Raw genomic sequence first — 22,987 nt, forward strand, 5'->3', positions numbered from 1 at the left:
AATCAGGCGTCGGACGGCGCATGCCCCTCGAACGAGGCGAGGATCGGGCAGGGCCCGGCGCCGCCCTGCCCGCAGCGATCGGCCAGCCGAGCGAGCGCGTCACGCGCCTGCTGCAGTTCGGCGATGCGCAGGTCGAGCGCCGCCACCCGCGCCTGAGCCAGCGCGTGCGCCCGAGCACGATCCTCGCCGGCATCGAGTTCAAGCAGTTCGCCGATCTCCGCCAAGGTGAACCCCGCCGCCTGCGCCTGCCGGATGAAGCGCAGCCGACGCACATCCTCCATGCCGTAGCGGCGCACCGATCCGCTCCCGTCCGGCACCCCCAACAGCCCCTTGCGCTGGTAGAAACGCACCGTTTCCACCCCCACGCAGCCCGCCGCGGCGAAGGCGCCGATGGTCAGTGCGACCGGCTCTTGACTCCGTATCATGGTACGGAAGCTAGGAAGGCGTCGACACATGACAACCACCCCTTGAACCGTACCGCAGTACGGCCCCCATCTGGGTGGCGTTCGCTTGATGGAGACTGATCATGGCCAGCGTCGCGAAGCGCGCCGAACTGTATCGCATGGAAATGCCGACGCACACCTGCCCCTATGGGCTGAAGGCCAGGCATCTGCTGCGCAGCGCCGGCTATGCCGTCGAGGATCACAGGCTGACCAGCCGCGCCGAGACCGACGCGTTCAAGGCCGCGCACCACGTGGCGACAACGCCGCAAATCTTCATCGACGGCCGGCGCATCGGCGGGCATGACGATCTCCGCCGCTTCCTCGGCAAGCGCGTGGCCGACCCCAAGGCGACCAGTTACCGCCCCGTCGCCGCCTTGTTCGCGATGACCGCGCTGATGGCGCTGGCGGCGAGCTACGCGGCCTCGGGCGAGATCCTCGCGATGCGCGCGGCGGAATGGTTCATCGGCTTCTCGATGGTCGTGCTCGCGCTGCTCAAGCTGCAGAATGTCGAGAGCTTCGCGACGATGTTCCTGAACTACGACCTGCTGGCAAAGCGCTGGGTGCCCTATTCCTATATCTACCCCTTCGCGGAGGGGCTTGCGGGCGTGCTGATGGTGGCCGGCGCGCTGAACTGGGTTTCGATCCCGGTGGCTTTGTTCATCGGCACGGTCGGCGCGGTCTCGGTGGTGAAGGCGGTTTACATCGACCGGCGCGAATTGAAATGCGCCTGCGTCGGCGGGTCGAGCAACGTGCCGCTGGGGGCGCTGTCATTGACCGAGAATCTGATGATGATCGCGATGGCGGCGTGGATGGCGCTAGGGCATTGAGGGCCGCGGTTCGATCGGCCTGGAGGCCATCTCACCAAAGCCGCTGAACGGTGAAATCGTCAAAAAGCGCCTCGTTCGAAACAAGCATCATATCTTCAGCCTGCGCTTGCGCGATCAGGAAGCGATCGAACGGATCCTTGTGCGCGATCTTCATCTCGCCGGCCGCTCGTGCATGACGAACCGTGATCGCAAGTTCGGCAAAGCCCTGAGACGCGATTACGGCTTCGAAATCCGTGGCCAGCAAGGCGGCATCGGGCAGCTTGCCGATACGGAATTTCGTCGCAACCTCCATCGCGGAAGCTGCGCTCACTGCGACTTCATTGGCTTCATCAGCGATGGCTTCACGCGCCCGGTGGCTGAGCGCCTCGTCTCCGTTCAGCCACCAGATCAGTGCATGCGTGTCGAGCAGCAGCTTCAATCGAAATTCCAGCCTTCCAGTTCATCGTCCGGCAGCGGTTCGTTAAAGCGGTCGTCCATCGCGATCTTGCCCTTGAGAGCGCCGAACTGGCGCCGACCGAGTGGCTTCACAGGGACAAGGCGCACCGCCGGAACGCTGCCGCGCGCGATGATGACCTCCTCGCCGGCCAGCGCGGTGGCAATCAGCTTCGAAAGATTCGTCTTGGCATCATGAACCGAGAATTGCGCCATCCGCGCCTCCTTTAGCTAAGTATATAGCTAAGCGTCGATCAACCTTCAACGCCGGCACCTCATTCCCCCAGAAAACCCCGGATCACCTCCATCGCGCGCGGCCAAGCCGGTTCCTGTTCCAGGATCAGATGATTGTTGCTTTCGAGCTGGACGAACTCGGCCCCCGCGATCCCCGCCGCCAGCGAGCGGCCCGACATGAAGGGGATCACCGCATCGTGCCGGGCGTGCAGCACCAATGTCGGCACCGTCACCTGCGACAGCAGGTTGCGCACGTCGATGTCGGCGAAGGCGAGCTGCAGGCGCACGGCATTGTCCGCCGAGGTAGAGAGCCGCTGCAGCTCGTTGAACCATTCCGCCTCCGCCGCGCTGGCGTCGGGAAAGAACAAGGTGGTGAACATCTGGCGGAAGGCGGGATTGTTTTGGCCCCAGCCCTGCCGGGTCAAGGTCAGCATCGCCTCGCGCTTCTCGATCTCCTCCGCCGAGGCGCGCTTGCGCCAGCCGGCGGCATAGCCGCCATAGAGCACGAGCTTGCGAACGCGTTCGGGGTGGCGGACGGCATAGGCGATGGCAACACTGCAGCCCTGCGAGATGCCGAGCAGGTCGAATCGCTCCAGCCCCGCGGCGTCCACCACGCTTTCGAGATCGTCGACGAACGCTTCGAACGAGATGTCCGGCGCGTTCCAGTCGGACAGGCCGTTGCCGCGCTCGTCATAGCGGATCAGCCGGCGATAGGCGACGAAGTGGCGGATCCAGTGCCGCCACACCGGACTGTTCCAGTCATGGTCGAGATGGTTGAGCCAATTGGCGGTCTTCACCAGCGGCGGCCCCTCCCCCACCACCGAATAGGCGAGGCCGGTGCCGTCACTGGCGGTGCAAAAGCGGATCTGCTGCGGCGGCAGCGCGACAGCCTGTTCCTCCGCCGCGCCGCCGCTGCCACGCAACGCGGCGGGGATGGGCAGGTCGGCTTCGCGCAGCCGGGCGATGCCCAAGGCGCGCTGCTGCTCCGCCTCGTTCCGGCGGCCGGTCTTTTCGAGCAGCCCGATCAAGGCGGTGCGCGCAAGCGCGTCATAGGGATCGAGTACCGCCCAGCGTCGCGCAAGCTCAAGCGCGTCGTCGGCATCGAGCGGGCGTGAGACGAGTTCGCGCAGGATCGCGAGCTGCCAGCGCCGCACATCCTCGCGCATCGCGACCAGCCATGCCTGGAAAGTGTCGCAGCGCGGCAGGTCCAGCCCCTCCATGAATTCACCCTGCAGCGCAGCCGCCGCGACGAGCACCGGCGTATCGAGCTTGCGGACGTCGGCGCTGCCGACGGCGCGCAGCCGCACCCAATCCACGTCCATCCGCGCGCAATCCAGCGCCACCGTGTCGCGATCGGCGATCAGCCGGCAGCCGGCTTCGTCGTCGACCAGCGGGCGCAGCTTCGAGAGACTCCAGCGCAGCGCGCCGCGCGGATCGTCCGGCACGTCCCAGAACAAGGCGCACAGCCGGTCGCGCCGCGCCGAGCGCCCGGCAGCGGCGAGATAGCCGAGCAAGGCGCGCGTCTTCTTCGACGCGGGCAGCGCCACCGCCTGCCCGTCGCGGGCGAGCGCCATCGGCCCCAGCAGTTGGAGTTTCATGCCCCGCCCCCGTTTCCGCGGATCGTGTGAAACTACCAGAACGCGACCGTCACGACAATTTCAACGCCGATTCCAACGCTGCTTCCCATGAGCCGGGCGCAGAGGCTGTTCATCGGCCAATCACGGCCGGAACATCGAAGGAAACCTCCATGGACCGCACGTCAAGAACGTGGCTGCGTATGGTCGCAACCTCCGCGCTGGCGCTGTTCTGCAGCACCATCGCGTTGGCCAGTGCCACGCTCCCCGCCGTCACCACCGCGCCGCTCGCCTGAGCAGCGCGGTGCGCCTTTCCGAAGAACCGGACCAGAATAGTCAGGGAGTGTTTCATGTACCATGATTTCACCTATGGCGCCGTGCTCGCATCCTCGCAGCGCGCCGCCTGGACGATCGAGGACGTGCTGCCGGCCGGCGCCGCGCTCGATTTCACCCGCCCGTTCCTGCCGGGCCTGTTTGCCCGCACCGCCTGGGCGCCTTTCCTCTCCGATGCCGAGCGGCTGACGCTCAACCATATCCGCGGCCATGATTATCTGTGCCTGTTCGGGCTGGTGGAGGAATTCATCCTGCCCTTCGTGCTCGATCATGCCCGCCCGCAACTGAACGGCGACGATCTGCGCGTGCGCGCGCTGCTGCAGTTCGCTGGCGAGGAAGCCAAGCATATCCATCTTTTCAAGCGCTTCCATGCGCTGTTCCGCGCCGGCTTCGGGCAGGATTGCGGCATGATCGGCCCGGCCGAGGCGATCGCCGCCGAGATCCTCGCGCATGATCCGCTCGCGGTCGCGCTCGCCATCCTCCAGATCGAATGGATGACGCAGGCGCATTATGTGGAAAGCGTCCGCGACGACGGCGCGATCGATCCGCTGTTCAAGAGCCTGCTCAAGCATCACTGGATGGAGGAGGCACAGCACGCGCGGCTCGACACTTTGATGGTCGAGGCACTGGCCGAGGGCCGCGACGCGGCGGGCATCATGGCGGCGTTCGAGGGCTATCTGGCGATCGGCGCCTATCTCGATGGCGGCCTTCGCCAGCAGGCGGCGTTCAACCTCGACGCGCTGGAGCAGCGCATCGGCCGCACGCTGCCGGCGGACGAACGCGCCACGCTGCTCGACCAGCAGCACCAGGCCGCGCGCTTCACCTTCCTCGGATCCGGCATGATCCATCCCCGCTTCCGCGCGACGGTGGGCGGCCTTTCGCAGGCCGCGCTCGACCGGCTCGAAGCCATCACCCCCGCCTTCTTCTGACCGCCCAAAAAAGGATGACGCACATGACCGACCAGATGATTGCTACCCGCCCGATCAACGGCATCGACGTTCCCGCCATCGGCGCGATGGTGCAACAGATCCAGGCCGATCCTGAAAAGGCGATCGTTCGCTTCCGCGTGAAGACGCGCTGGACCGGGCAGACACGCAGCGAGACGGTGATCGAGGGCTTCGAACTGGGCGGCGAGGCAGTGGCGCGCCGCTTCAAGGTGGCGGCGGACGAACCCGCCGAACTCCTCGGCGGCAACAGCGCCCCCAATCCGCAGGAATTGCTGATGACCGCGCTCAACGCCTGCATGACGGTGGGCTATGTCGCGCAGGCGGCGATCCACGGCATCACGCTCGACACGATGGAGATCGAAACGCACGGCCAGCTCGACCTGCGCGGCTTCCTCGGCCTCGATGAGAGCGTGCCTCCGGGCTATCGCCAGCTCGATTATACCGTTCGCATCGGCGGCGACGGCGCGCCCGAACAGTTCGAGGCGATCCACCAGGCGGTGATGAAGACTTCCCCGAACTTCTTCAATCTGAACCAGCCGATCTGTATGAACGGCCGGCTGGAGATTGTTTGACTTGTCATTGACCTCCCCGACGCTGCGCGCCGGGGAGAAGATTTCTCCACGGAGCACAGCATGAAGACCGACCGTTACGGCAACCCCGTCTCCACCCCGTCCGCCACTGCGCTGGCGCGCTATGACGAGGCGCTGGAGCTGATCCGCCTCTATCATGGCGATCCGATCGCGGCGCTCGACGCGGCGCTGGCCGAGGATCCGCGCTTCGCCGCGGCGTGGGCGGCACGCGCGGCGGTGCTCGTGCAGCAGCAGGACGCAGCCTATCTGCCCGAGGCGCGGCGCTCGATCGCCGAGGGGCTGGCCGTGGCCGCGAGCGCGCGCGATCGTTCGATGCTGGCCGCCTGCACCGACTGGGCGGCCGGGCGCGTCGGCGCCGCGGTCGCCGGCTTCACCGCGATCGCACGCGAGGCACCGCGCGACCTGCTCGCGCTGCAGACCGCGCATGTCGGCCATTTCTACCTTGGCCGCGCCACCGACCTGCGCGACGCACCGCTGCAGGCGCTGCGCGCGTGGGACGAGCGGGATCCGGCGTACCACTCGCTGCTCGGCATGGCGGCGTTCGGGTTGGAAGAATGCGGCGACTATGCCGGCGCCGAGGCGATGGGCCGCCGCGCCGTGGACCTTGACCCGCGCGATGGCTGGGCGGTGCATGCGGTGGCGCATGTCCACGAGATGCTCGGCCAAACCGCGGAGGGCATCGCCTGGCTGACCGACCAGCCCGAGGCGCTCGCCCAGATCAACGGCTTCGCCTACCATAATTGGTGGCACCTCGCGCTGCTCCACCTCGATCGCGGCGATCATGACGCCGTGCTGGCGCTCTATGACCGCAAGGTCCGCCCCGATCCCTCAGCCGACGTGATGCTCGAATGGATCGACGCGTCGGCGCTGCTGTGGCGGCTGCGGCTGGAGGGCGTGGATGTGGGGGACCGTTTCGAGCCGCTGGCGGATTGCTGGCTGCGCGCGCTCGACCAGCGCATCTATGCGTTCAACGATCTCCACGCGTTGATGGCGTTGCTCGGCGCCGGGCGGCGTATCGAGGCGGCGGGGCTGCTCGCCAACGTCGCGCGCGCGGCGGGCGGCTGCGGCGACAATGCGGTGATGGCCGCCCGCGTCGGCCTGCCGCTGGCCGGCGCCTTCGTCGACCATGTCGAAGGCCGCCACGCCGCCGCTGTCGAGGCCATCCTCGCGGTCCGCGGCTCCGCCCAGCGCTTTGGCGGCTCACACGCCCAGCGCGACGTGCTGACCCTCACGGCGTTCCACGCCGCTCTCGTCGGCGGCATGACCGGCACCGCCCGGGCGCTGGCGCATGAACGGATCACCCACAAGCCGGAAAGCGTGTGGGCGCGGCGGCTGGTCGCACTGGCCAACGACAAAATCCGCGCGGCGGCGTGAGGGCAGTCCGGCACCCTCAAGTTTCGGGGAGACAATACTCAACTTCTGCCTACTACGGCGTCGGCACGATGCCCACCTGGTTGCTGTTGTAGAAGATCACCGCCACCGCCCCCGGCAGCACCGCGATGCCGCGGGGGCCCTTGCCCAGGAATTCGGCGACGCGGCGATCGGTGAAGGCCTGGTTGAAGCCGCGCTTGCCCGTGCCGCGCCAAAACACCAGCTTGCCCGATTCCCGCGCCGCCGCGACCAGATCGGGCACGCCATCGCCGTCGAGATCGGCGAGATAGACGTCGCGGATCTCGTCGGCGGTCACCTCGCCGCGCTTCGCGGTCTGCGCGGTGAAGGAGCCGTCGAAGGTGAAGCGGTCCGCGTCGTTGCGTAGCACGACGACATTGTCGCTGGTGCTGCGGTTGCCGACGATGATGTCGGCGCGGCCGTCGCCGTCCAGATCGCCGGCCTTCAGATGATAGGGGATGCGGCCGAACGAGGGCGAACGCCGCCACGGTGCGAAGCCGCCCTTGCCGTCGCCCTTCCAGACCTCGACGAGGTTGGATTCATACATCGAGAAAGCGAGGTCGAGCACGCCGTCGCCGTCGAAGTCGGCGGGCGCGATGTCACGCGGGCCGCCGAGGAGCTGGTCATAGGGTGCGGCCTGCTGCGGGTAGCGGACCTGCCGGAAGCGACGACCGCCATCGTTGATCAGCACGAAGAACAGGTTGGACTGGTAGGAGACCGTCACGATGTCCGGCCGCCCGTCACCATTCACATCCGCGATGATCGCCGAGGTCAGGCCGGGCGTGGGGTAGCGCGGCTCGCCCTTGTCATCGAGGCCATATTCATTGACCAGCCCATCATCCGGAAAGCGGATGAACCGCGTCGGTTCGAACAGCGCCGCGCGATCCTTCGCGCCATAGAGGATCGCAAGGTCGCGCCCGTCATTGGACTGGTAATTGGGCACGACCACATCCGCCCGGCCATCGCCGTCGAGATCGCCGATCGCCGAATGATAGGGGCCGAAGCCGACGGGGAAGTCGCGCCGCACCCACGCCCCCTCCCGCCCCGGATTGAGATAGATGGTGAGCTGGTCGTTCGCCGGCCGCGCCAGTCTGGGCGACAGCAATTCGCCGCGACACGGGATGATCAGGTCGGGCAGGCCGTCTCCATTCACGTCGCCCGAGGAGATCTGGTAAGGCCCGGTGCAGACCGGCAGCATCACCGCATGCTGCGCAGCATTTTGTGCGTTCCAGCGGGACCACCGCCCGTCCTCCCCTGCCGGCGTGACCGTGGCGGCGAGGCCGGCGAGCATCGCCAGCAGGCCGGCGGCGATGGTCCCGAAGGTCATGCGTCTTTCCTCCCGCCGATCAGAACTGGAAGCGCACGCCGGCGCGGAACGAGCGGCCGATCACGTCATAATAGGTCTGCGAGATGCCGATCTGCGCGCTGCCGATGCCGGTGCCCGCGGGGGCATAGGGCGCCGGCGCCTTGTTCGCGACATTGTCTACCGCGGCATAGAGCTTGACCTGATCGGTCAGCGCGACGCTGGCGGAAAGGTCGATATAGAAGGCGCCGTCGACATGATTGTTGTCGATCGTGCGGTTGAGGCTGGTCGAGGTCGGGCAGTTGCTGCTGCATTCGATGAAGCTGGTCGAAAGCACGCCATCGCTGAAACCGCGGCCGGTGACCGAGGCGGAAAGCGGCCCCTTCTCCAGCACGATCTCGCCCAGGTAGCGCCACTTCGGCACGCCATTATTGTCGCCGAGGCTGGAGGTCGGCGGGTTGATGCCATTGTCGACGCTGGCTTCGAGATAGCGCGTCGCGAGGCCGCGGATCGCAAGGCTGCCGTCGCCCAGCCCGCCCGCGATCGACGACAGCGGCACGCGATAGCCCGCCTCGAAGTCGAGCCCGCGCACGGTCTGGCGGCTGAGATTGATCGGGCGCAGGAAGATCTCGGTCATGAAGCCGTTGGCGTCCCGCTCGATCAGGTCGCACAGCGAGGCATTGCCCTGAAAGCACTGGTTGATGATCGTGCTGGACGACAAGGTGGCGATCGCCCCCTTCACGCCGATGTCGAAATAATCGACCGAGGCGGAAAAGCCCGGCAGGAAGCGCGGCTGGAAGATCGCGCCGAGGTTGAGCGTGTCCGCCTTTTCCGGATCGACGATCGGGTTGCCGACCGTGGTCTGGAAGACGGTATAGGCCTGGTTGTTGTTGAACGGATCGACCAATGTCGTCGTGTTGGTCTGCCCGGCGAGGAAGAGTTCGGAGAGGTTGCCGGCGCGGATGTCGCGCGAACGGGTGACGCGGAATTTGATGTCCGGGATCGGCGCATAGGTGAGGCCGAGCTTCCACGTCGTGACATAGCCCGAGGTGCTGTAGTCGGTCGCGCGCACCGCGGCGTTGAGGTCGAGCGCATCGGCGAAGCGCGTTTCCGCCGCCAGCGGCACGACCAGTTCGAGGAACGCCTCGTTGACGGTGAAGCTGCCGTGGATCGGCTTGTAATTGCCCGCCCAATAGCTGTTCCCCAGCGACATCGCGTCGCTCTCACCCTCTTCCTTCTCCCGGCGATGCTCGGCACCGAACGCCAGCGACACCGGCCCCGCCCAGGTGGAGAGCGGCTCGCCGCGCACCGTGGCCGAAATCACGTCCTGCGTGATCTTGGCGTTGAGGTAGGAATGGCCGAGGACATAGTCGAGCGCCGCGTCCGACGCGACGCCGGTGCCGAGGATGTTGAGCGGCACGCAGCCATTGTTCGGGTTGGTCAGCGTGGAACGGCAGACGATCGCGCCGCTGGGCGACCGCACTGCGTCGATCGCCGCGCGATAATTGGCGGTGATCGGCACATTGGTGCCGTTGAAGAATTTGCTGATGTTGCGGTTCGCGCGAACGATCCACTTCCAGTCGGTGCCGAACAGGTCTGTGCTGCCTTCCGCGCCCACCGCATAGCGATAGAGATCGTGCCGCGTCTCGGTGACGATGCCGCCGATCGCCGCGTTCCAGCTCCCGACGTTGAGCGAGGTTTCGCCCAGCGCAGCCATCCGCTGGCGCACCTCTTCGGGCAGGAAGGCATTGTCGCGCTGGATGATCAGCCCGCCGAAATTGAACATCGGCGTGCCGGTCGTCTTGGTCCGCGCCTCGACATAGGAGAATTCGCCGAACAGCTCGACATTATCGAGCACTTCATAGCTCAGCCGCGCGAAGGCGCTCTTGTGCGAGACTTCAGGGTCGAGATCCTGCGGGCCGTTGCCGAAATCGGTGTAGCGCCAGTCGCCGCCGACCATGAAGGGATTGTTGACCACCGAGCCGAAATTGAGCTGCGCGGGGGTGCCGCCGGGGCCGAAATAGAGGCCGCGCAGCGGGCCGGTGGTGACGATCGCGCCGGGCGCGACCGTGCTGTAGCCGACGCCGTCGCGCACCAGATATTCGGGCTGGCCGTTGGTGGCGGTGTAGTTCGGGTTGAACAGTGTCTTGCGGCCGCGATACCAGTCACGCGGCATGCCATCGATGCCCTCGCTGAACCAATGCTCGCCGCTGACGAGGATGTGGCCGCGGCCACCCGCGAAGTCGCTGCCCGCGCTCAGCGAGACCTTGTAGTTGGCATCGTCGCCATAGGTGGTGATGCCACCCTGGACATTGCCCTTCACGCCCGTGAAATCCTTGTCGAGCACGAAGTTGACGACGCCGGCCACCGCATCCGAGCCCCAGGCGGCGGAGGCGCCGCCGGTGACGATGTCGACACGCTTGACCAGCGCGCTGGGGATCGAATTGGCATCGACGAAGCCGTTGAGCGAGGCGGCGGGCAGCCGCTGGCTGTCGAACAGCACGAGCGTGCGGGTCGGCCCGAGGTTGCGCAGGTTGAGCGTTGAAATGCCCATGAAGCCGCCGCTGATGTTGCTGGCGGTGTTGCGCGGATTGTTGCTGCCGGCGAGCGCGGGCAGACGGTTGATCTGCTCGGCGATGTTGATCTGCGCGGAGCGTTCGATCTCAAGCTGGCCAAGCACCGTTGTCGGCGTCGGCGCCTCATAGCCGTCGCGGACGATGCGCGATCCGGTGACGACCAGCGCGCTGTCGTCGTTGCGCGCTTCGCCGGCGAGGATCGCGGTGCGGCCGTCGAACGAGCGGATGGTGAGGCCGGTATCGGCGATCAGCGCTTCCAGCGCGGCGCGGGTTTCGAGCCGGCCCTTGACCGCATTGGTCTGGCGCCCCTCGACGTCGCGGCCGGCGGCGATGATCTGGATGCCCGCCTGCCGCGCCAGTTCCTTCACGCCCGAGGCCGCGCCCTGCGCCGCCACATCGAACGCACGCACCTGCGCCTGCGCGGCGGCAGGCAAGCCGATAGCGGCTGCGACTGCGACAATTGCCGCGGTCGCACGATAATATCGCGAATTCATGAACAGTCCCCGCTTGTTGGTTTCAAGGACAAGGACGGGAGAGGTCGTGATTTTCCGTCAGCGGACTTCACATTAATTATCCGCGACGATTTCACTTCAATTTTATGAAGGAACCATCACCGGAAATCTCGACTTCCGCACGGGCGACCGCTGCCGCCGCGCGAGCGAATTGTTCGGGATCGTCAGCGCGGAACAGGCCGACGATGCGCATCTGCCCCACCGCCGGATCGGCGATCTCGATGCGGGTGCGGTTGATCCGGTTGAAGCGCCGCGCCGCCGTTTCGATCGTGACATTGTCCAGCGCGATCTGCGCCAGCGCCGGCGGCGGCGAGGGCGGCGGGGCAGGTTTCGCCAGCGCGGGCGGCGCCGGCTGGCGGGTGCCGGGTTCGAGCGTCACCGCGTCACCGGCATGGAACAGCACCGCCTGGTCGCGTTCATCGCGCGCCCACACCAGCACGCTGCCCTCGCTCACCCGCACCGCGCCACCGGTGCCGCCGACGCGGCGCACCGAATAGACCGTACCCGTCGCCTGCGCATAGACGTCCCCCGAGCGGACGACGAACGGGTGCGCGCGATCCTTGGCAACATGGAACACGGCTTCGCCCTGGATAAGAGCCACGCTGCGCACCCCGTCGCGCAGCGCATAGGCGATGCGGGCATCCTCACCCAATGTCGCGACCGATCCGTCCGCCAATGTCAGCCGCAGGTCCGAGGCTTCGCGCGCCGGTTGCAGCGATCCGATCATCGGCAGGCCCAGCCCGACCAGCGCCGCGAGCGAGGCCGCCAGCGCGCCACCGAACAGCAGGGGCCGGGGGATCCGCCAGCGCGGACGCGCCGGCGCCTCATCATCGTTTCCGGCCTGCACCGGTGCAGGTGCAGGTGCCGCCGCCACGCCGGCCGAATCCGCCACCGCATCCTCGATTGCATAGAGGCCGGCGCGCGCGCGCAGATAGGCGCCACGGTGACGCCGGTCCGCGGCGAGCCAGGCGTCGAACGCCGCCGGCATCTCGCCATAGAGCGCCCGTGCCGCCCAGCGCGCCGCCTGCGCGTCGATCACGTCAGCGGGAACGGAACTTGCCAAGCCGCACGCCCTCCCGCTTCTCACCCTCTCCGCCGTCGCCATCCTGCTCGGCGATCAGCCCGATCACCCGCCGGATGCCGCGCACGACATTGTTCTCGACCACATTCTCGCTCACGCCCAGCCGCTCCGCGGTCTCGCGCTGCGACAGCCCCTCGACGCGGCGGAGCGCGATGACGCGCCGGCAGGTTTCGGAGAGAGTGGCCAGTATCGCGTTCACCCGCCCCAGTTCCTGCGCGCCTTCCAACGCCCGGTCCGCACCGGGGCTATCATCCATGACGTCGAACCATTCGTTTTCCGTCATCGAGACGACATTTTTTCCGCTGCCATGGCGCACCGCGTCGATCGCCGCCGCGTGGGCGGTGCGGCGGAAATAGGCGAGCGGGTTTTCGATATGGTCGACCGCGGCGAGCCCGGCGAGGCGGCAATAGGCCTCCTGCATCACATCGTCGACGTCGATCGCCCCGCGCCAATGCCGCGCAAGCCAGGCCCGCACCCGCGCCTCATGCGGCAGGATCTCGCGCGCCACCCAACGGGCAACGATGTCGTGCTGGTGTTGCATGATTCCAAGGCGCCCGTTGGCGGCTGGAGGTGACGGATTTATGACGCCGCCTTCCTTTCCTCCCCAAGTGGCGCCAGATATTTCGGGGACACAATACCAAACTCTTCCGCGTGAGGGGGCCGCCATAGTTTAGTATTATGTCCCCGAAACTCTGATGTCCCCGAAACTCTGAGCTCCGGCTGCCAAGCCTCTGGACACACCTTGCTCCAGCCGCCTATCCGCCCCCGATGCCAGTTGTAACCACCATCATGAACTCCGCCACCGGCCAGCCGCTCCAGAAGATGAGCTTCGGCCGCCTCCCCAAGCCCTGGGCCTCGTTCAACCTCGAAACCGGCGAACTCGTCACCGTCGACCGCATCGATGTGGGCAAGCCCGCGCCTGGCAAGGTCGTCGCGCCGATCTCGATCTGGGTCACGCCCAAAAAATAAGCCGCTCCATCCTCAACCGCCCGGCCGGTAGCGCAGATGCTCCGCCAGCCGGGCGAAGGCCGGTGTCGGCTGGCGCGTGCTGGGATAATAAAGATGGTACCCCGCGAAGGGCGGCGACCATTCGCCCAGCACCATCACCAGTTCGCCACTGTCGAGATAGGGCCGCACCTGCTGCTCGGCGAGATAGCCGATGCCGAACCCCTCCAGCGCCGCGGTGAGGATCTGGTTGATCGTGTTGAACACGAGTTGCCCATCCACCCGCACGCGCAGTTCGCGCCCGTCCACCATGAACTCCCACGCATAGAGCCCGCCATAGGTCGGCAGCCAAAGATTGATGCAACGATGCTCGGTCAGGTCGTGCGGCGTGCGCGGCGGCGCGCGTTCGGCGAAATAGGCCGGTGAGGCGACCGCGACGATCCGCATGTCCGGCCCGATCGGCACCGCGATCATATCCTTGGCGATGGTGTCGCCCAACCGGATGCCGGCGTCGAAACGCTGCGCGACGATGTCGGTCAGCGCATAGTCGATCACCACTTCCACGCGAATGTCGGGATAGGTGGGCAGGAAGGTCCTGAGCGCGGGCCACAGCAGCGCTTCCACGGCATATTCGTCCACAGTGATCCGCACCGTTCCCGCCGGTTTTTCGCGCAGCGCGCTCAACGCCGCCATCTCGGTCTCGATCTCATCCAGCCGGGGTGCCACGGATTGCAGCAGCCGCTCTCCCACCTCGGTCGGCGTCACGCTGCGGGTCGTGCGGTTGAGCAGACGCATCCCCAGCCGCTCCTCCAGCCCGCGCAGGCTGTGGCTGAGCGCCGAGGGCGTCACCCCCAGCCGCGCCGCGGCGCGGGTGAAGCTGCGCTCGCGCGCGACGACCGTGAAGGCGGAGAGATCGGCGAAGTCCTGCCGGTTCATTGATGAGCCCTGTTCACAGCCGCATGCAGATAGGGTCACCTAGTCGATGTTCCGGGCTGACACTATTTCAATCGTAACCTGTCGTGGAGAGCGGCGCGCCGTCGGTGCCTGCCATGCCGGCCGGCCGCATTCCTGTCTTTCCAGACCAACCCCAGCGAGGAACCCGCATGGTCACCCAAGCCTATGGCGCCTATGCCGCCGACAAGCCGCTCGAACCGATCGCGATCGAGCGCCGCGCCCCCGGTCCGCATGACGTGCAGATCGACATCGCCTTCTGCGGCGTCTGCCATTCTGACCTGCACACCGTCCGTTCCGAATGGGCCGGCACGCTCTATCCCTGCGTGCCGGGCCACGAGATCGTCGGCAAGGTGAGCGCCGTCGGCGATGCCGTTACCGGCTTCGCGATCGGCGATCTGGTCGGCGTCGGCTGCATGGTCGACAGTTGCCAGCATTGCACCCCCTGCGCCGAGGGCGAGGAGCAGTTCTGCGATAACGGCTTCACCGGCACCTACAACGGCAAGACGACGGATGCGCCCGGCCATACGCTGGGCGGCTATTCGCAGAGCATCGTCGTCAACGACAAGTTCGTGCTGAAGGTCAGGCACGCGGAAGACCAGCTTGCCGCGGTCGCGCCGTTGCTGTGCGCCGGCATCACCACCTATTCGCCGCTGCGCCACTGGAAGGCCGGGCCGGGCAAGAAGGTGGGCATCGTCGGCATCGGCGGCCTTGGCCACATGGGCGTGAAGCTGGCACACGCGATGGGCGCGCATGTCGTCGCCTTCACCACCTCCGAGAGCAAGCGCGAGGATGCGAAGGCGCTGGGCGCTGACGAGGTCGTCGTCTCGCGCAATGCGGACGAGATGGAGGCGCACGCCAACAGCTTCGACTTCATCCTCGACACGGTCGCCGCCAGCCACAATCTCGATGCCTTCACCGCGCTGCTGAAGCGCGACGGCACCTTGACCCTGGTCGGCGTGCCCGAACATGCCCACCCCTCGCCCGACGTCTCGGCGCTGATTTTCCGCCGCAAGTCGATCGCCGGATCGCTGATCGGCGGCATTGCCGAAACGCAGGAGATGCTCGATTTCTGCGCCGAGAAGGGCATCGTCTCCGACATCGAGCTGATCAAGGTGCAGGACATCGACACCGCCTATGAGCGGATGGGCCGCAGCGACGTGAAGTACCGCTTCGTGATCGACAACGCCTCGCTCGCGGGCTGATCGATTCCCCCTCCCCTCTCGGCGCTTTCGCCGGGAGGGTATGCTTCTAGGCTGCCGCGGGCAGCCGCAACCGCACGAGCAGGCCGCCGAGATCCTCGCTTTCCTCGAGGCTGATCGTGCCCTCGTAGATCTCGGCGACGTCGCGGACGATCGCCATGCCGAGCCCGGTACCGGGTTTCGACGTATCCAGCCGCACACCGCGATCGAAGATGCGGGCGCGCTCCTCCTCGGGGATACCGCGGCCGTCATCCTCGATCAGGAATTCGACATAGCCGGCCTCCGCGCCGACCGTGACGAACACGCTGCCGCCGCCATATTTCGCGGCATTCTCGATCAGGTTGCCCAGCATCTCGTCGAGATCCTGGCGTTCGACATGCACGGCAAGCGTCTTGGGGCCGGTCATATCGAGGCGGACATGACGATAGAGGCGGCCGACCGCGCGCTCGACCGCCTGCAGGCTCGGCCAAACCTCGGCGCGGCTGTGCGCACTGCCGCGGCGGCCGACCGCGCGGGCGCGGGCGAGGTGGTGATCGACCTGGCGGCGCATCGTCGTCGCCTCGCGGATCACCGTGTCGGAGAGATCGGGCGACTGGGCGGTCGCGGCGTTCATGATCACCGTCAGCGGCGTCTTGAGCGCATGAGCAAGGTTTCCGGCGTGGCGCCGCGCTTCCTCCGCCTGCTTCTCATTATGTTCGAGCAGCGCGTTCAATTCCTCGACCAGCGGCGTGACCTCGTTGGGCAGCGCCTCGTCGATGCGTTGCGCCTGGCCGGCGCGCATCGCCGCGATCGCAAGGCGCACCTTGCGCAGCGGCCACAGGCCATAGAGCGTCTGCAGCGCCGCGAGGATGATCAGGCCGAGGCCGAGCAGCGCGAAGCTGCGGATCATCGTGCGGCGCAAGGTGCCGATCTGCGCGTCGAGCGTCTCGCGGCTGGCTGCGACCTGGAAGCGCCAGAGGATGTCCGACCCCGGCAGGCGGACGTCGCGCTCCATCACCCGCAGGTCCTGGTCGGGGAACTCCTTGCTGTCATAGACATGCGCTTCGGTGTCGTTGTGCGGCGGCTTCACCACCAGCGCCCGGTCCCACAGCGAGCGCGAGCGCCAATGATCATGGCCGATGCCGCTGATCTGCCAATAGAGGCCGCTATTGGGTTCGAGGAAGCGTTGGTCGGCAAGCGGTCGGTTGAAGAACACCTCGCCATCCGGCCCGATCTCCGCCGAGGCCGCCATCGCGGTCAGCACATATTCGAGGCCATCGTCGAAATTGCGGGTGATCGCGCTCGCCAGCACGCTGTCCAGCGCGATGCCGCCGCCGACGAGCAGGATCAGGATCCAGCCGGCCGCGATGCCGATCATCCGGCGGCTGAGCGAGCCGGTGCTGCGGTTGCGCCGCCGGCGGGGGCCGACCGGCTCGCCGTCGCCGCTGGCTGCCGGGGGCGCCTCGCCCTCCGCTTCCGCGGCCGGCGCGGGAGCGTCGGAGGGCGCGTGCTCGCCGGTCATGTCAGGCGGCGGGATCCTCGAGGCTGTAGCCCAGGCCGCGAATCGTCGTGATCACGTCCTGCCCCAGCTTCTTGCGGATTCGGGTGACGAACACCTCGATCGTGTTCGAATCGCGATCGAAATCCTGATCGTAGATATGCTCGATCAGTTCGGTGCGGCTGACGACCTTACCCTTGTGATGGAGCAGGTAGCTGAGCAGCTTATATTCCTGCGCGGTCAGCTTCACCGGCTCGCCGGCCAGCGTCACCTTGCCCGAGCGGGTGTCGAGGCGCACGTCGCCCGCGATCAGTTCGGACGAGGCATTGCCCGACGCGCGCCGGATCAGCGCGCGCAGACGGGCGATCAGCTCTTCGGACTGGAAGGGCTTGGCGAGATAATCGTCGGCGCCGGCATCGAGCCCGGCCACCTTGTCCGACCAGCTGTCACGCGCGGTCAACACCAGCACGGGCATCACCTTGCCCTCCTTGCGCCAGCGGTCGAGCACGGTCAGCCCGTCGATCTCGGGCAGGCCGAGATCGAGGATCACCGCATCGTAATTTTCGGTGGAGCCGAGAAAATGGCCTTCCTCACCGTCCGTCGCGAGGTCGATCGCATAGCCCTCGCGCTCCAGCGTGTTCCGCAGTTGCGTGCCCAGACTCGGCTCGTCCTCGACGATCAATACGCGCATGCTTTTCCCCTGCACTTTGTTTCATGCGGCCGAGGTACGGCCGTCAGCGTCCGCTACGGCCTATCACGGCTCCGGTGCGTCCGTCGACATCGACCCAGATGACGGAGCCGTGGCGCATGAACTTCAACCGGTACACGCCCGAGCGCGAATCATATTCGGGGCCCAGATAGTCCGCGTCACGCATCTCGCGCTTCACGCGCTGCTCGATCTCGCTCAGCAGTTGCACGTCGCCGCGCTGGCGGGCCGCATAGGCGCTATACTGGTCACCGACCGACTGTGCGAAGGCCACGCCGGATGCGGCGCTGCCCAGCAGCACGGGTAGCAGGAGGGTCTTGGTCATCGTCATCACGGGCTTGGCATAGGCTCAACGCGTTGAACAGCCCGTGAATAAGGCGCAACATTGCGACATGTTCCGCGCGACGCCCCTCGGCGGCCGGTGCGTCAGGCCGGTTCGGCCGCCGATTGCGGCAGCACATCGCCGTCCCCGCTTGCGATCAACCGGCGATCGTCATGCTGCCACGGATGGAAGCCGGGGCGGAAATAGCCCAGCCAGGCCGGACCGATCCGGCGGACGATGCCGGGCGAAACGAGGGCGTAATGGAACATTCGCCCCCAAAGCCGCGGGCCGCTCAGCCCATCCTGCCGCAGCAGTTCGAGGACGCCACGCGTCCGCCCGTGAACGAAGCGCTTGGTCGTCCGCAGCATCACAAGCGCGCGCACAAACCAGCGCCGCCGCTTCGGCCAGTGCCGCGTTGCGTGCAGCCAGGTGTCATAGGCGACGCCCTTGTGCTCGATCTCTTCCACCGCATGCCAGCGCCACATCCGCGCGGCCTCCGGATCGGCGCCGTCAAGGTGGCGCGGATTGGCGAGCAGTTCGTGCGCGAGCATCGCGGTGAAATGTTCGAGCGCCATCGTCGCGGCGAGATTGGCGATCGGCGGCCGCCCCTTGGTCAGCGCCAGCGCCGCATCCACATCGGCGTCGAGCCGGCGGACATCATAGCCCTGGTCGGTGACATGACGATTGAACGCGACATGTTCGCGGCTGTGATTCACCTCCTGCCGGATGAACGCGTTGATCTCCCCCTCCAGCCCCGGCGGCGTGCCTTCGCGATGCGCGCGCACGCTTTCGACGAAATAGGCCTCGCCCTTCGGAAAGGTCACCGAAAGCGCGTTGTAGAAGGCGGTGGCGACCGGATCGTCGTTCAGCCACCAGCGCCGCTGGGCGATGTTCCGGCCGAAGCGCCGGTCGCGCGGCGTGATCGTCAGATCCTCGGGGGTCTTGGCGGAACTCATGCAATGGCTCCATAGCTATGGCGCGATCCTATATCTACTTACATGGATGTCAATAGTGAGAAAACGCCTCAGCCCCGAAGCCAGCCGCTCCGCCGCGTTGGAGGCGGCACGCGCGCTGCTCATTGAACAGGGGCCGCAGGCGGTGACGCTGAAGGCGGTGGGTGACCGGATCGGGCGGACGCACGCCAATCTGCTTCACCATTTCGGCTCCGCGGCGGGGCTGCAGACCGCGCTCGCCACCGAGATCGCCGAGACGGTGACGACGACGATCGCCGAGGCGGTGGTCCGCGCCCGCGCCGGCGAAGGCGATCCGCGCCATATCGTCGACCTCACCTTCGATGCGTTCGGCCGCCAGGGTGCGGGCGCGCTCGCGGGCTGGATGATCCTGTCGGGCAACCGCGACGCGCTGAATCCGATCCTGGAGGCGATCCACCAACTCGTCGACGAACTGGGCGAGGGACATGAGGGCGCACCGGTCGCGGAACTTACGCTGTCGCTGGTGATGAGCGCGCTGGGCGACGCGCTGCTGGGGGAGGCGATGGCCGGATCGCTGGGGCTGCCACGCGAAACCGCGCGAGACCTGGCGCTCAGATCGCTGCTCGCCGGATCGAAGCTCGGGTCGTCCTGCGCGCCGGTTTAGCACCGCCCTTCAACTTGTGGCCCAAAAGCATTAAGGGCCCCGGATGCATTTTCTAGACCAGGCCAAGATCTTCGTCCGCTCCGGCTCGGGCGGCCCCGGTGCCGTCAGCTTCCGGCGCGAGAAGTTCATCGAATATGGCGGCCCCGACGGCGGCAATGGCGGCAAGGGCGGCGACATCATCTTCGAAGCGGTCGCCGGCCTCAATACGCTGATCGACTTCCGCTATACCCAGCATTTTCGCGCCCCGCGCGGCAAGGGCGGTGCCGGTTCCAACCGCACCGGCGCCGGCGGCAACGATCTCGTCATCAAGGTGCCGGTCGGCACTCAGGTGATCTCCGAGAACAAGGAGGATGTGCTGCTCGACTTCACCAAGGTCGGCCAGCGCGAAGTCTTCCTGCGTGGCGGTGACGGTGGTCGCGGCAATCTCAGCTACAAGACCTCCACCAACCGCGCCCCGCGCCAGCACGGCACCGGCTGGCCCGGTGACGAGGCCTGGGTGTGGCTGCGGCTCAAGCTGCTCGCCGATGCCGGGCTCGTCGGCCTGCCCAACGCCGGCAAATCGACCTTCATCAACGGTGTGACCAACGCCAAGGCGAAGGTGGGCGCCTATGCCTTCACCACCACCCGGCCCCAGCTCGGCGTAGTCAGCCATCACAATCGCGAATTCGTGGTCGCGGACATTCCGGGGCTGATCGAAGGGGCGGCGGACGGCGCCGGCATCGGCGATCGCTTCCTCGGCCATATCGAGCGCTGCCGCGTGCTGCTGCACCTCGTCGACGTGACGCTGGACGATCCGATCGAAGCCTATCGCATCGTCCGCGCCGAGCTGGAAGCCTATGGCGGCGGCCTGATCGACAAGCCCGAAGTGCTGGCGCTCAACAAGAGCGACACGCTCGACGCCGAGCTGGTCGAGGAAATCGCCGATGCGCTGCGCGAGGCGAGCGGCGCCGACGTGCTGCCGATGTCCGGCGCGTCCGGCGCCGGCGTGGACGCGGTGCTCGACCGCCTGGTCGCCGAGATCGGGCCGGGCGAAGCCAACGCACCCGGCGAGATGGACGAGGATGAGGACGGCGAGGGGACCGGCGAATGGTCTCCGATCTAGGTCGCGGGGACCGTCACCCCGGACCTAATCCCATATACGCCGATCTATCCGTCATCCCGGCCCTGAGCCGGGATCCCGCTTCTTCTTCCCTTGGCGCTGAACAGTCCCTTGCACGGCAGACCGGAAGAAGCGGGACCCCGGGTCAAGCCCGGGGTGACGAAGTGATGGGGTTCCGGACCATTCCGGCCCGCTTGCTCCAAGGCTGATGTCGTGACCTTCACCCCCGCCAACTGCCCGCGCCTCGTCATCAAGGTCGGCTCCTCGCTCCTCGTCGATCCCTCCGGCACGCTCCGGCGGGACTGGCTGGCCTCGCTTGTCGCCGACATTGCCGAGCGCCATGCCGCCGGGCAGCGGATCATCGTCGTCTCCTCCGGCGCGATCGCGCTGGGGGCACGGCGGCTCGGCTTGCCCAAGGGCGGGCGCGCCAGCCTGGAGGATGCGCAGGCCGCCGCCGCGACCGGGCAGATCGCGCTCTCAGGCTGCTGGGCGGAACTGCTCCACGGCCACAGCCTCACCGCCGCCCAGATGCTGGTGACGCTCGACGATCTCGAGGATCGCCGCCGCTATCTCAACGCCACCGCCACGCTCGACCGGCTGCTGACCTTGGGTGTCGTGCCAGTGATCAACGAGAATGACAGCGTCGCCACCACCGAGATCCGCTTCGGCGACAATGACCGGCTGGCCGCACGCGTCGGCCAGGCGGCGCATGCGCAGGGTGTGATCCTACTCTCCGACGTCGACGGCCTCTATGACCGCGATCCGACCGTCCATGCCGATGCCACGCGGATCGAGCAGGTCGACCGGATCGATCGCCAGATCGTCGCGATGGGCGGCAGCGGCACATCCTCGGGCATGGGCTCGGGCGGCATGGCCTCCAAGCTGGAAGCAGCGCGGATCGCCACCGGTGCCGGCGCCGCGCTGGCGATCGTCTCGGGCAAGCATGATCGCCCGCTCGCGCGCTTCGCCGCCGGCGGCTGCGGCACCGTCTTTACCGCCGCGGTCAAGCCGCGCGCGCGCAAGAGCTGGATCGCCGGGCGACTGACAGTGCGCGGGCATATCGCGGTCGATGCCGGTGCGGCCAATGCGCTTGCGGGCGGCAAGAGCCTGCTCGCCGCCGGCGCCACCACCGTCGCCGGCCGCTTCGCGCGCGGCGACCTCATCGAGATCGTCGATGATCAGGGCCATGCGATCGCGCGCGGTCTCGCTGAATATGACAGCGAGGATGCCGCGCGCATCGTCGGCAAAAGGCGCGACGCGATCGAGGCGATCCTCGGCTACGCGCCGCGCGCCGCACTCGTTCATCGCGATCATATGGCCTTGCTGTGAGCATATTCGCGCTGACCGGTGCGACCGGCTTCGTCGGCAAGACGCTGCTGCGCATGGCGGTGGCCGATGGCCATCAGGTCCGCGCGCTCACCCGCCGGCCGCAGCCCGATATGCCAGGCGTCACCTGGATCGCAGGCGCGCTCGACACGCCGGAGCCGCTCGCCGAACTGGCACGGGGTGCCGATGCGGTGATCCACGTGGCCGGCGTGGTCAACGCGCCCGATCGCGCGGGCTTCGCCGCCGGCAATATCGAGGGCACCCGCGCGATGGTGCGCGCGGCCAGGCATGAAGGCGTCACCCGCTTCGTCCATGTCTCCTCGCTCTCCGCGCGCGAGCCGTCACTGTCTATCTATGGCTGGTCCAAGGCCGGTGCCGAGGATGTGGTGGCCGAAAGCGGGCTCGACTGGACGATGGTGCGGCCGCCGGCGATCTACGGCCCCGGCGACACCGAGATGCTCGACCTGTTCCGCATGGCGCGGCGCGGCGTGATCATGCTGCCGCCCCGCGGCCGCTTCTCCGTGGTCGCGGTCACGGATCTGGCGCGGCTGCTGCTGACATTGGCCACGGGCCGCGCCGGCACCGGCCAGATCTATGAGGTGGATGACGGCGTTGCCGGCGGCTGGACCCATGAAGGGTTCGCGCACGCGATCGGCGCCGCGGTCGGCCGCCGCGTCCGCGCGATCCACACCCCCCGCCCGCTGCTCCGCGTCGCCTCCTCGATCGAACGCGCCGCACGGAAAACCCGCGCCAAGCTGACCGGCGACCGCGTCGGCTATCTGTGCCACCCGGACTGGGTGAGCACCGCGATCCGCCAGCCCCCGGCCAATCTATGGCGCGCCGAAACCGACACCCGCGCCGGGCTGAAGGCGACCGCGGACTGGTATCGTGCCGAGGGCTGGCTGCGGTAAGTTTCGGGCGCTTCTCCCGCACTTGGCGGGCGCTCGGATTATGTCCTCCCCGGAACGGGGAGGGGGACCGCGCCCGCAGGGCGTGGTGGTGGGGCCGGCACCGAAGCATCTGATCTCTCTACAGCGCGAGCGAGCCGGTCCGAGCCGGCCCCTCCACCACCGGCTTCGCCGGCGGTCCCCCTCCCCGAGCAAAGCTCGGGGAGGAACATTC

At 67.3% G+C, this 22,987-nt stretch carries 24 protein-coding genes; 10 read left to right on the plus strand and 14 right to left on the minus strand.

The features are described from left to right. Positions 1–2: 2 nt before the first annotated feature. The gene (locus tag FHS96_RS20415) at positions 3–425 is read right to left on the minus strand and encodes a MerR family transcriptional regulator (protein WP_429596027.1); all 423 of its coding nucleotides are present in this window, start codon (positions 423–425) and stop codon (positions 3–5) included. A 101-nt stretch (positions 426–526) separates the two neighbouring features. Here FHS96_RS20415 and FHS96_RS20420 point away from each other — a divergent pair, with 101 nt between their 5' ends. Further along, entirely contained in the window at positions 527–1,270 is a 744-nt protein-coding gene (locus FHS96_RS20420) for a MauE/DoxX family redox-associated membrane protein (RefSeq protein ID WP_429596030.1), read from the plus strand. Between the two features lie 31 nt (positions 1,271–1,301). On the opposite strand, the gene FHS96_RS20425 is transcribed toward FHS96_RS20420, so the two are convergent. The 4 genes from FHS96_RS20425 to FHS96_RS20440 all read right to left on the minus strand — a co-directional run bounded on the left by FHS96_RS20425 (position 1,302) and on the right by FHS96_RS20440 (position 3,862). Further along, the gene (locus FHS96_RS20425; RefSeq protein WP_429596033.1) at positions 1,302–1,688 is read right to left on the minus strand and encodes a type II toxin-antitoxin system VapC family toxin; all 387 of its coding nucleotides are present in this window, start codon (positions 1,686–1,688) and stop codon (positions 1,302–1,304) included. Beyond that, positions 1,685–1,918: a type II toxin-antitoxin system Phd/YefM family antitoxin gene (locus tag FHS96_RS20430; RefSeq protein ID WP_429596036.1), complete on the minus strand. Its 234-nt coding sequence runs from the start codon at positions 1,916–1,918 to the stop codon at positions 1,685–1,687. The genes FHS96_RS20425 and FHS96_RS20430 overlap by 4 nt, the downstream gene beginning before the upstream one ends. Before the next feature lie 59 nt (positions 1,919–1,977). Beyond that, positions 1,978–3,534, minus strand: coding sequence for a bifunctional AfsR/SARP family transcriptional regulator/alpha/beta hydrolase (locus tag FHS96_RS20435; protein ID WP_429596039.1), 1,557 nt, complete (start codon positions 3,532–3,534; stop codon positions 1,978–1,980). A gap of 109 nt (positions 3,535–3,643) precedes the next feature. Then, the gene (locus tag FHS96_RS20440; RefSeq protein ID WP_429596041.1) at positions 3,644–3,862 is read right to left on the minus strand and encodes a hypothetical protein; all 219 of its coding nucleotides are present in this window, start codon (positions 3,860–3,862) and stop codon (positions 3,644–3,646) included. Here FHS96_RS20440 and FHS96_RS20445 point away from each other — a divergent pair. Genes FHS96_RS20445 through FHS96_RS20455 form a run of 3 tightly spaced genes read left to right on the plus strand, consistent with a single transcriptional unit; the run spans position 3,861 to position 6,754 of the window. Next, positions 3,861–4,772 carry a diiron oxygenase gene (locus FHS96_RS20445; RefSeq protein WP_429596044.1) on the plus strand — a complete coding sequence of 304 codons (912 nt, stop codon included), beginning with the start codon at positions 3,861–3,863 and terminating at the stop codon, positions 4,770–4,772. The two genes, FHS96_RS20440 and FHS96_RS20445, sit on opposite strands and share 2 nt — an antisense overlap. 23 nt (positions 4,773–4,795) lie before the next feature. Further along, positions 4,796–5,362, plus strand: coding sequence for an OsmC family protein (locus tag FHS96_RS20450; protein WP_429596047.1), 567 nt, complete (start codon positions 4,796–4,798; stop codon positions 5,360–5,362). A gap of 60 nt (positions 5,363–5,422) precedes the next feature. Continuing rightward, a complete protein-coding gene (locus FHS96_RS20455) occupies positions 5,423–6,754 on the plus strand; it encodes a tetratricopeptide repeat protein (protein ID WP_429596050.1) in 1,332 nt (443 codons plus the stop codon). Between the two features lie 52 nt (positions 6,755–6,806). On the opposite strand, the gene FHS96_RS20460 is transcribed toward FHS96_RS20455, so the two are convergent. The 4 genes from FHS96_RS20460 to FHS96_RS20475 all read right to left on the minus strand — a co-directional run bounded on the left by FHS96_RS20460 (position 6,807) and on the right by FHS96_RS20475 (position 12,782). After that, the gene (locus tag FHS96_RS20460) at positions 6,807–8,096 is read right to left on the minus strand and encodes an FG-GAP repeat domain-containing protein (RefSeq protein WP_429596053.1); all 1,290 of its coding nucleotides are present in this window, start codon (positions 8,094–8,096) and stop codon (positions 6,807–6,809) included. Positions 8,097–8,115: 19 nt separating this feature from the next. After that, a complete protein-coding gene (locus FHS96_RS20465) occupies positions 8,116–11,142 on the minus strand; it encodes a TonB-dependent receptor (RefSeq protein WP_429596056.1) in 3,027 nt (1,008 codons plus the stop codon). Positions 11,143–11,233: 91 nt separating this feature from the next. Further along, positions 11,234–12,223, minus strand: coding sequence for a FecR family protein (locus FHS96_RS20470; protein WP_429596059.1), 990 nt, complete (start codon positions 12,221–12,223; stop codon positions 11,234–11,236). Then, positions 12,201–12,782, minus strand: coding sequence for an RNA polymerase sigma factor (locus FHS96_RS20475; RefSeq protein ID WP_429596062.1), 582 nt, complete (start codon positions 12,780–12,782; stop codon positions 12,201–12,203). The genes FHS96_RS20470 and FHS96_RS20475 overlap by 23 nt, the downstream gene beginning before the upstream one ends. A gap of 227 nt (positions 12,783–13,009) precedes the next feature. Between FHS96_RS20475 and FHS96_RS20480 the strand changes: the two genes are divergently transcribed. Beyond that, positions 13,010–13,210, plus strand: coding sequence for a hypothetical protein (locus FHS96_RS20480; RefSeq protein WP_429596065.1), 201 nt, complete (start codon positions 13,010–13,012; stop codon positions 13,208–13,210). A gap of 12 nt (positions 13,211–13,222) precedes the next feature. Here the strand turns inward: FHS96_RS20480 and FHS96_RS20485 are convergent, their stop codons facing one another. Then, positions 13,223–14,122, minus strand: coding sequence for a LysR family transcriptional regulator (locus FHS96_RS20485; protein ID WP_429596067.1), 900 nt, complete (start codon positions 14,120–14,122; stop codon positions 13,223–13,225). A gap of 167 nt (positions 14,123–14,289) precedes the next feature. Between FHS96_RS20485 and FHS96_RS20490 the strand changes: the two genes are divergently transcribed. Next, positions 14,290–15,342 (plus strand): NAD(P)-dependent alcohol dehydrogenase, encoded by a 1,053-nt coding sequence (locus FHS96_RS20490; RefSeq protein ID WP_429596070.1) that lies wholly within the window; start codon positions 14,290–14,292, stop codon positions 15,340–15,342. 46 nt (positions 15,343–15,388) lie between these two features. Here FHS96_RS20490 and FHS96_RS20495 read toward each other — a convergent pair whose 3' ends face one another. From FHS96_RS20495 to FHS96_RS20510, 4 genes are all read right to left on the minus strand, one after another. After that, complete coding sequence (locus FHS96_RS20495) at positions 15,389–16,840, minus strand: sensor histidine kinase (RefSeq protein WP_429596072.1); 1,452 nt, start codon at positions 16,838–16,840, stop codon at positions 15,389–15,391. A 1-nt stretch (position 16,841) separates the two neighbouring features. Next, complete coding sequence (locus FHS96_RS20500; RefSeq protein WP_025295202.1) at positions 16,842–17,507, minus strand: response regulator transcription factor; 666 nt, start codon at positions 17,505–17,507, stop codon at positions 16,842–16,844. A gap of 43 nt (positions 17,508–17,550) precedes the next feature. Continuing rightward, entirely contained in the window at positions 17,551–17,847 is a 297-nt protein-coding gene (locus FHS96_RS20505) for a hypothetical protein (protein WP_429596075.1), read from the minus strand. 101 nt (positions 17,848–17,948) lie between these two features. Then, positions 17,949–18,800: a metal-dependent hydrolase gene (locus FHS96_RS20510; RefSeq protein WP_429596078.1), complete on the minus strand. Its 852-nt coding sequence runs from the start codon at positions 18,798–18,800 to the stop codon at positions 17,949–17,951. Positions 18,801–18,846: 46 nt separating this feature from the next. Here FHS96_RS20510 and FHS96_RS20515 point away from each other — a divergent pair, with 46 nt between their 5' ends. From FHS96_RS20515 to FHS96_RS20530, 4 genes are all read left to right on the plus strand, one after another. Continuing rightward, the gene (locus FHS96_RS20515; RefSeq protein WP_429596879.1) at positions 18,847–19,440 is read left to right on the plus strand and encodes a TetR family transcriptional regulator; all 594 of its coding nucleotides are present in this window, start codon (positions 18,847–18,849) and stop codon (positions 19,438–19,440) included. A gap of 43 nt (positions 19,441–19,483) precedes the next feature. Further along, positions 19,484–20,542, plus strand: coding sequence for a GTPase ObgE (obgE, locus tag FHS96_RS20520; RefSeq protein WP_429596081.1), 1,059 nt, complete (start codon positions 19,484–19,486; stop codon positions 20,540–20,542). A gap of 210 nt (positions 20,543–20,752) precedes the next feature. Beyond that, positions 20,753–21,868, plus strand: a complete 1,116-nt coding sequence (proB, locus tag FHS96_RS20525; protein ID WP_429596084.1) for a glutamate 5-kinase — start codon at positions 20,753–20,755, stop codon at positions 21,866–21,868. Next, a complete protein-coding gene (locus FHS96_RS20530; protein ID WP_429596087.1) occupies positions 21,865–22,776 on the plus strand; it encodes an NAD-dependent epimerase/dehydratase family protein in 912 nt (303 codons plus the stop codon). Before proB ends, FHS96_RS20530 begins: the two co-directional genes overlap by 4 nt. Positions 22,777–22,987 lie beyond the last annotated feature (211 nt).

Source organism: Sphingomonas zeicaulis (assembly GCF_050433225.1).
GTDB lineage: Bacteria > Pseudomonadota > Alphaproteobacteria > Sphingomonadales > Sphingomonadaceae > Sphingomonas_D > Sphingomonas_D zeicaulis.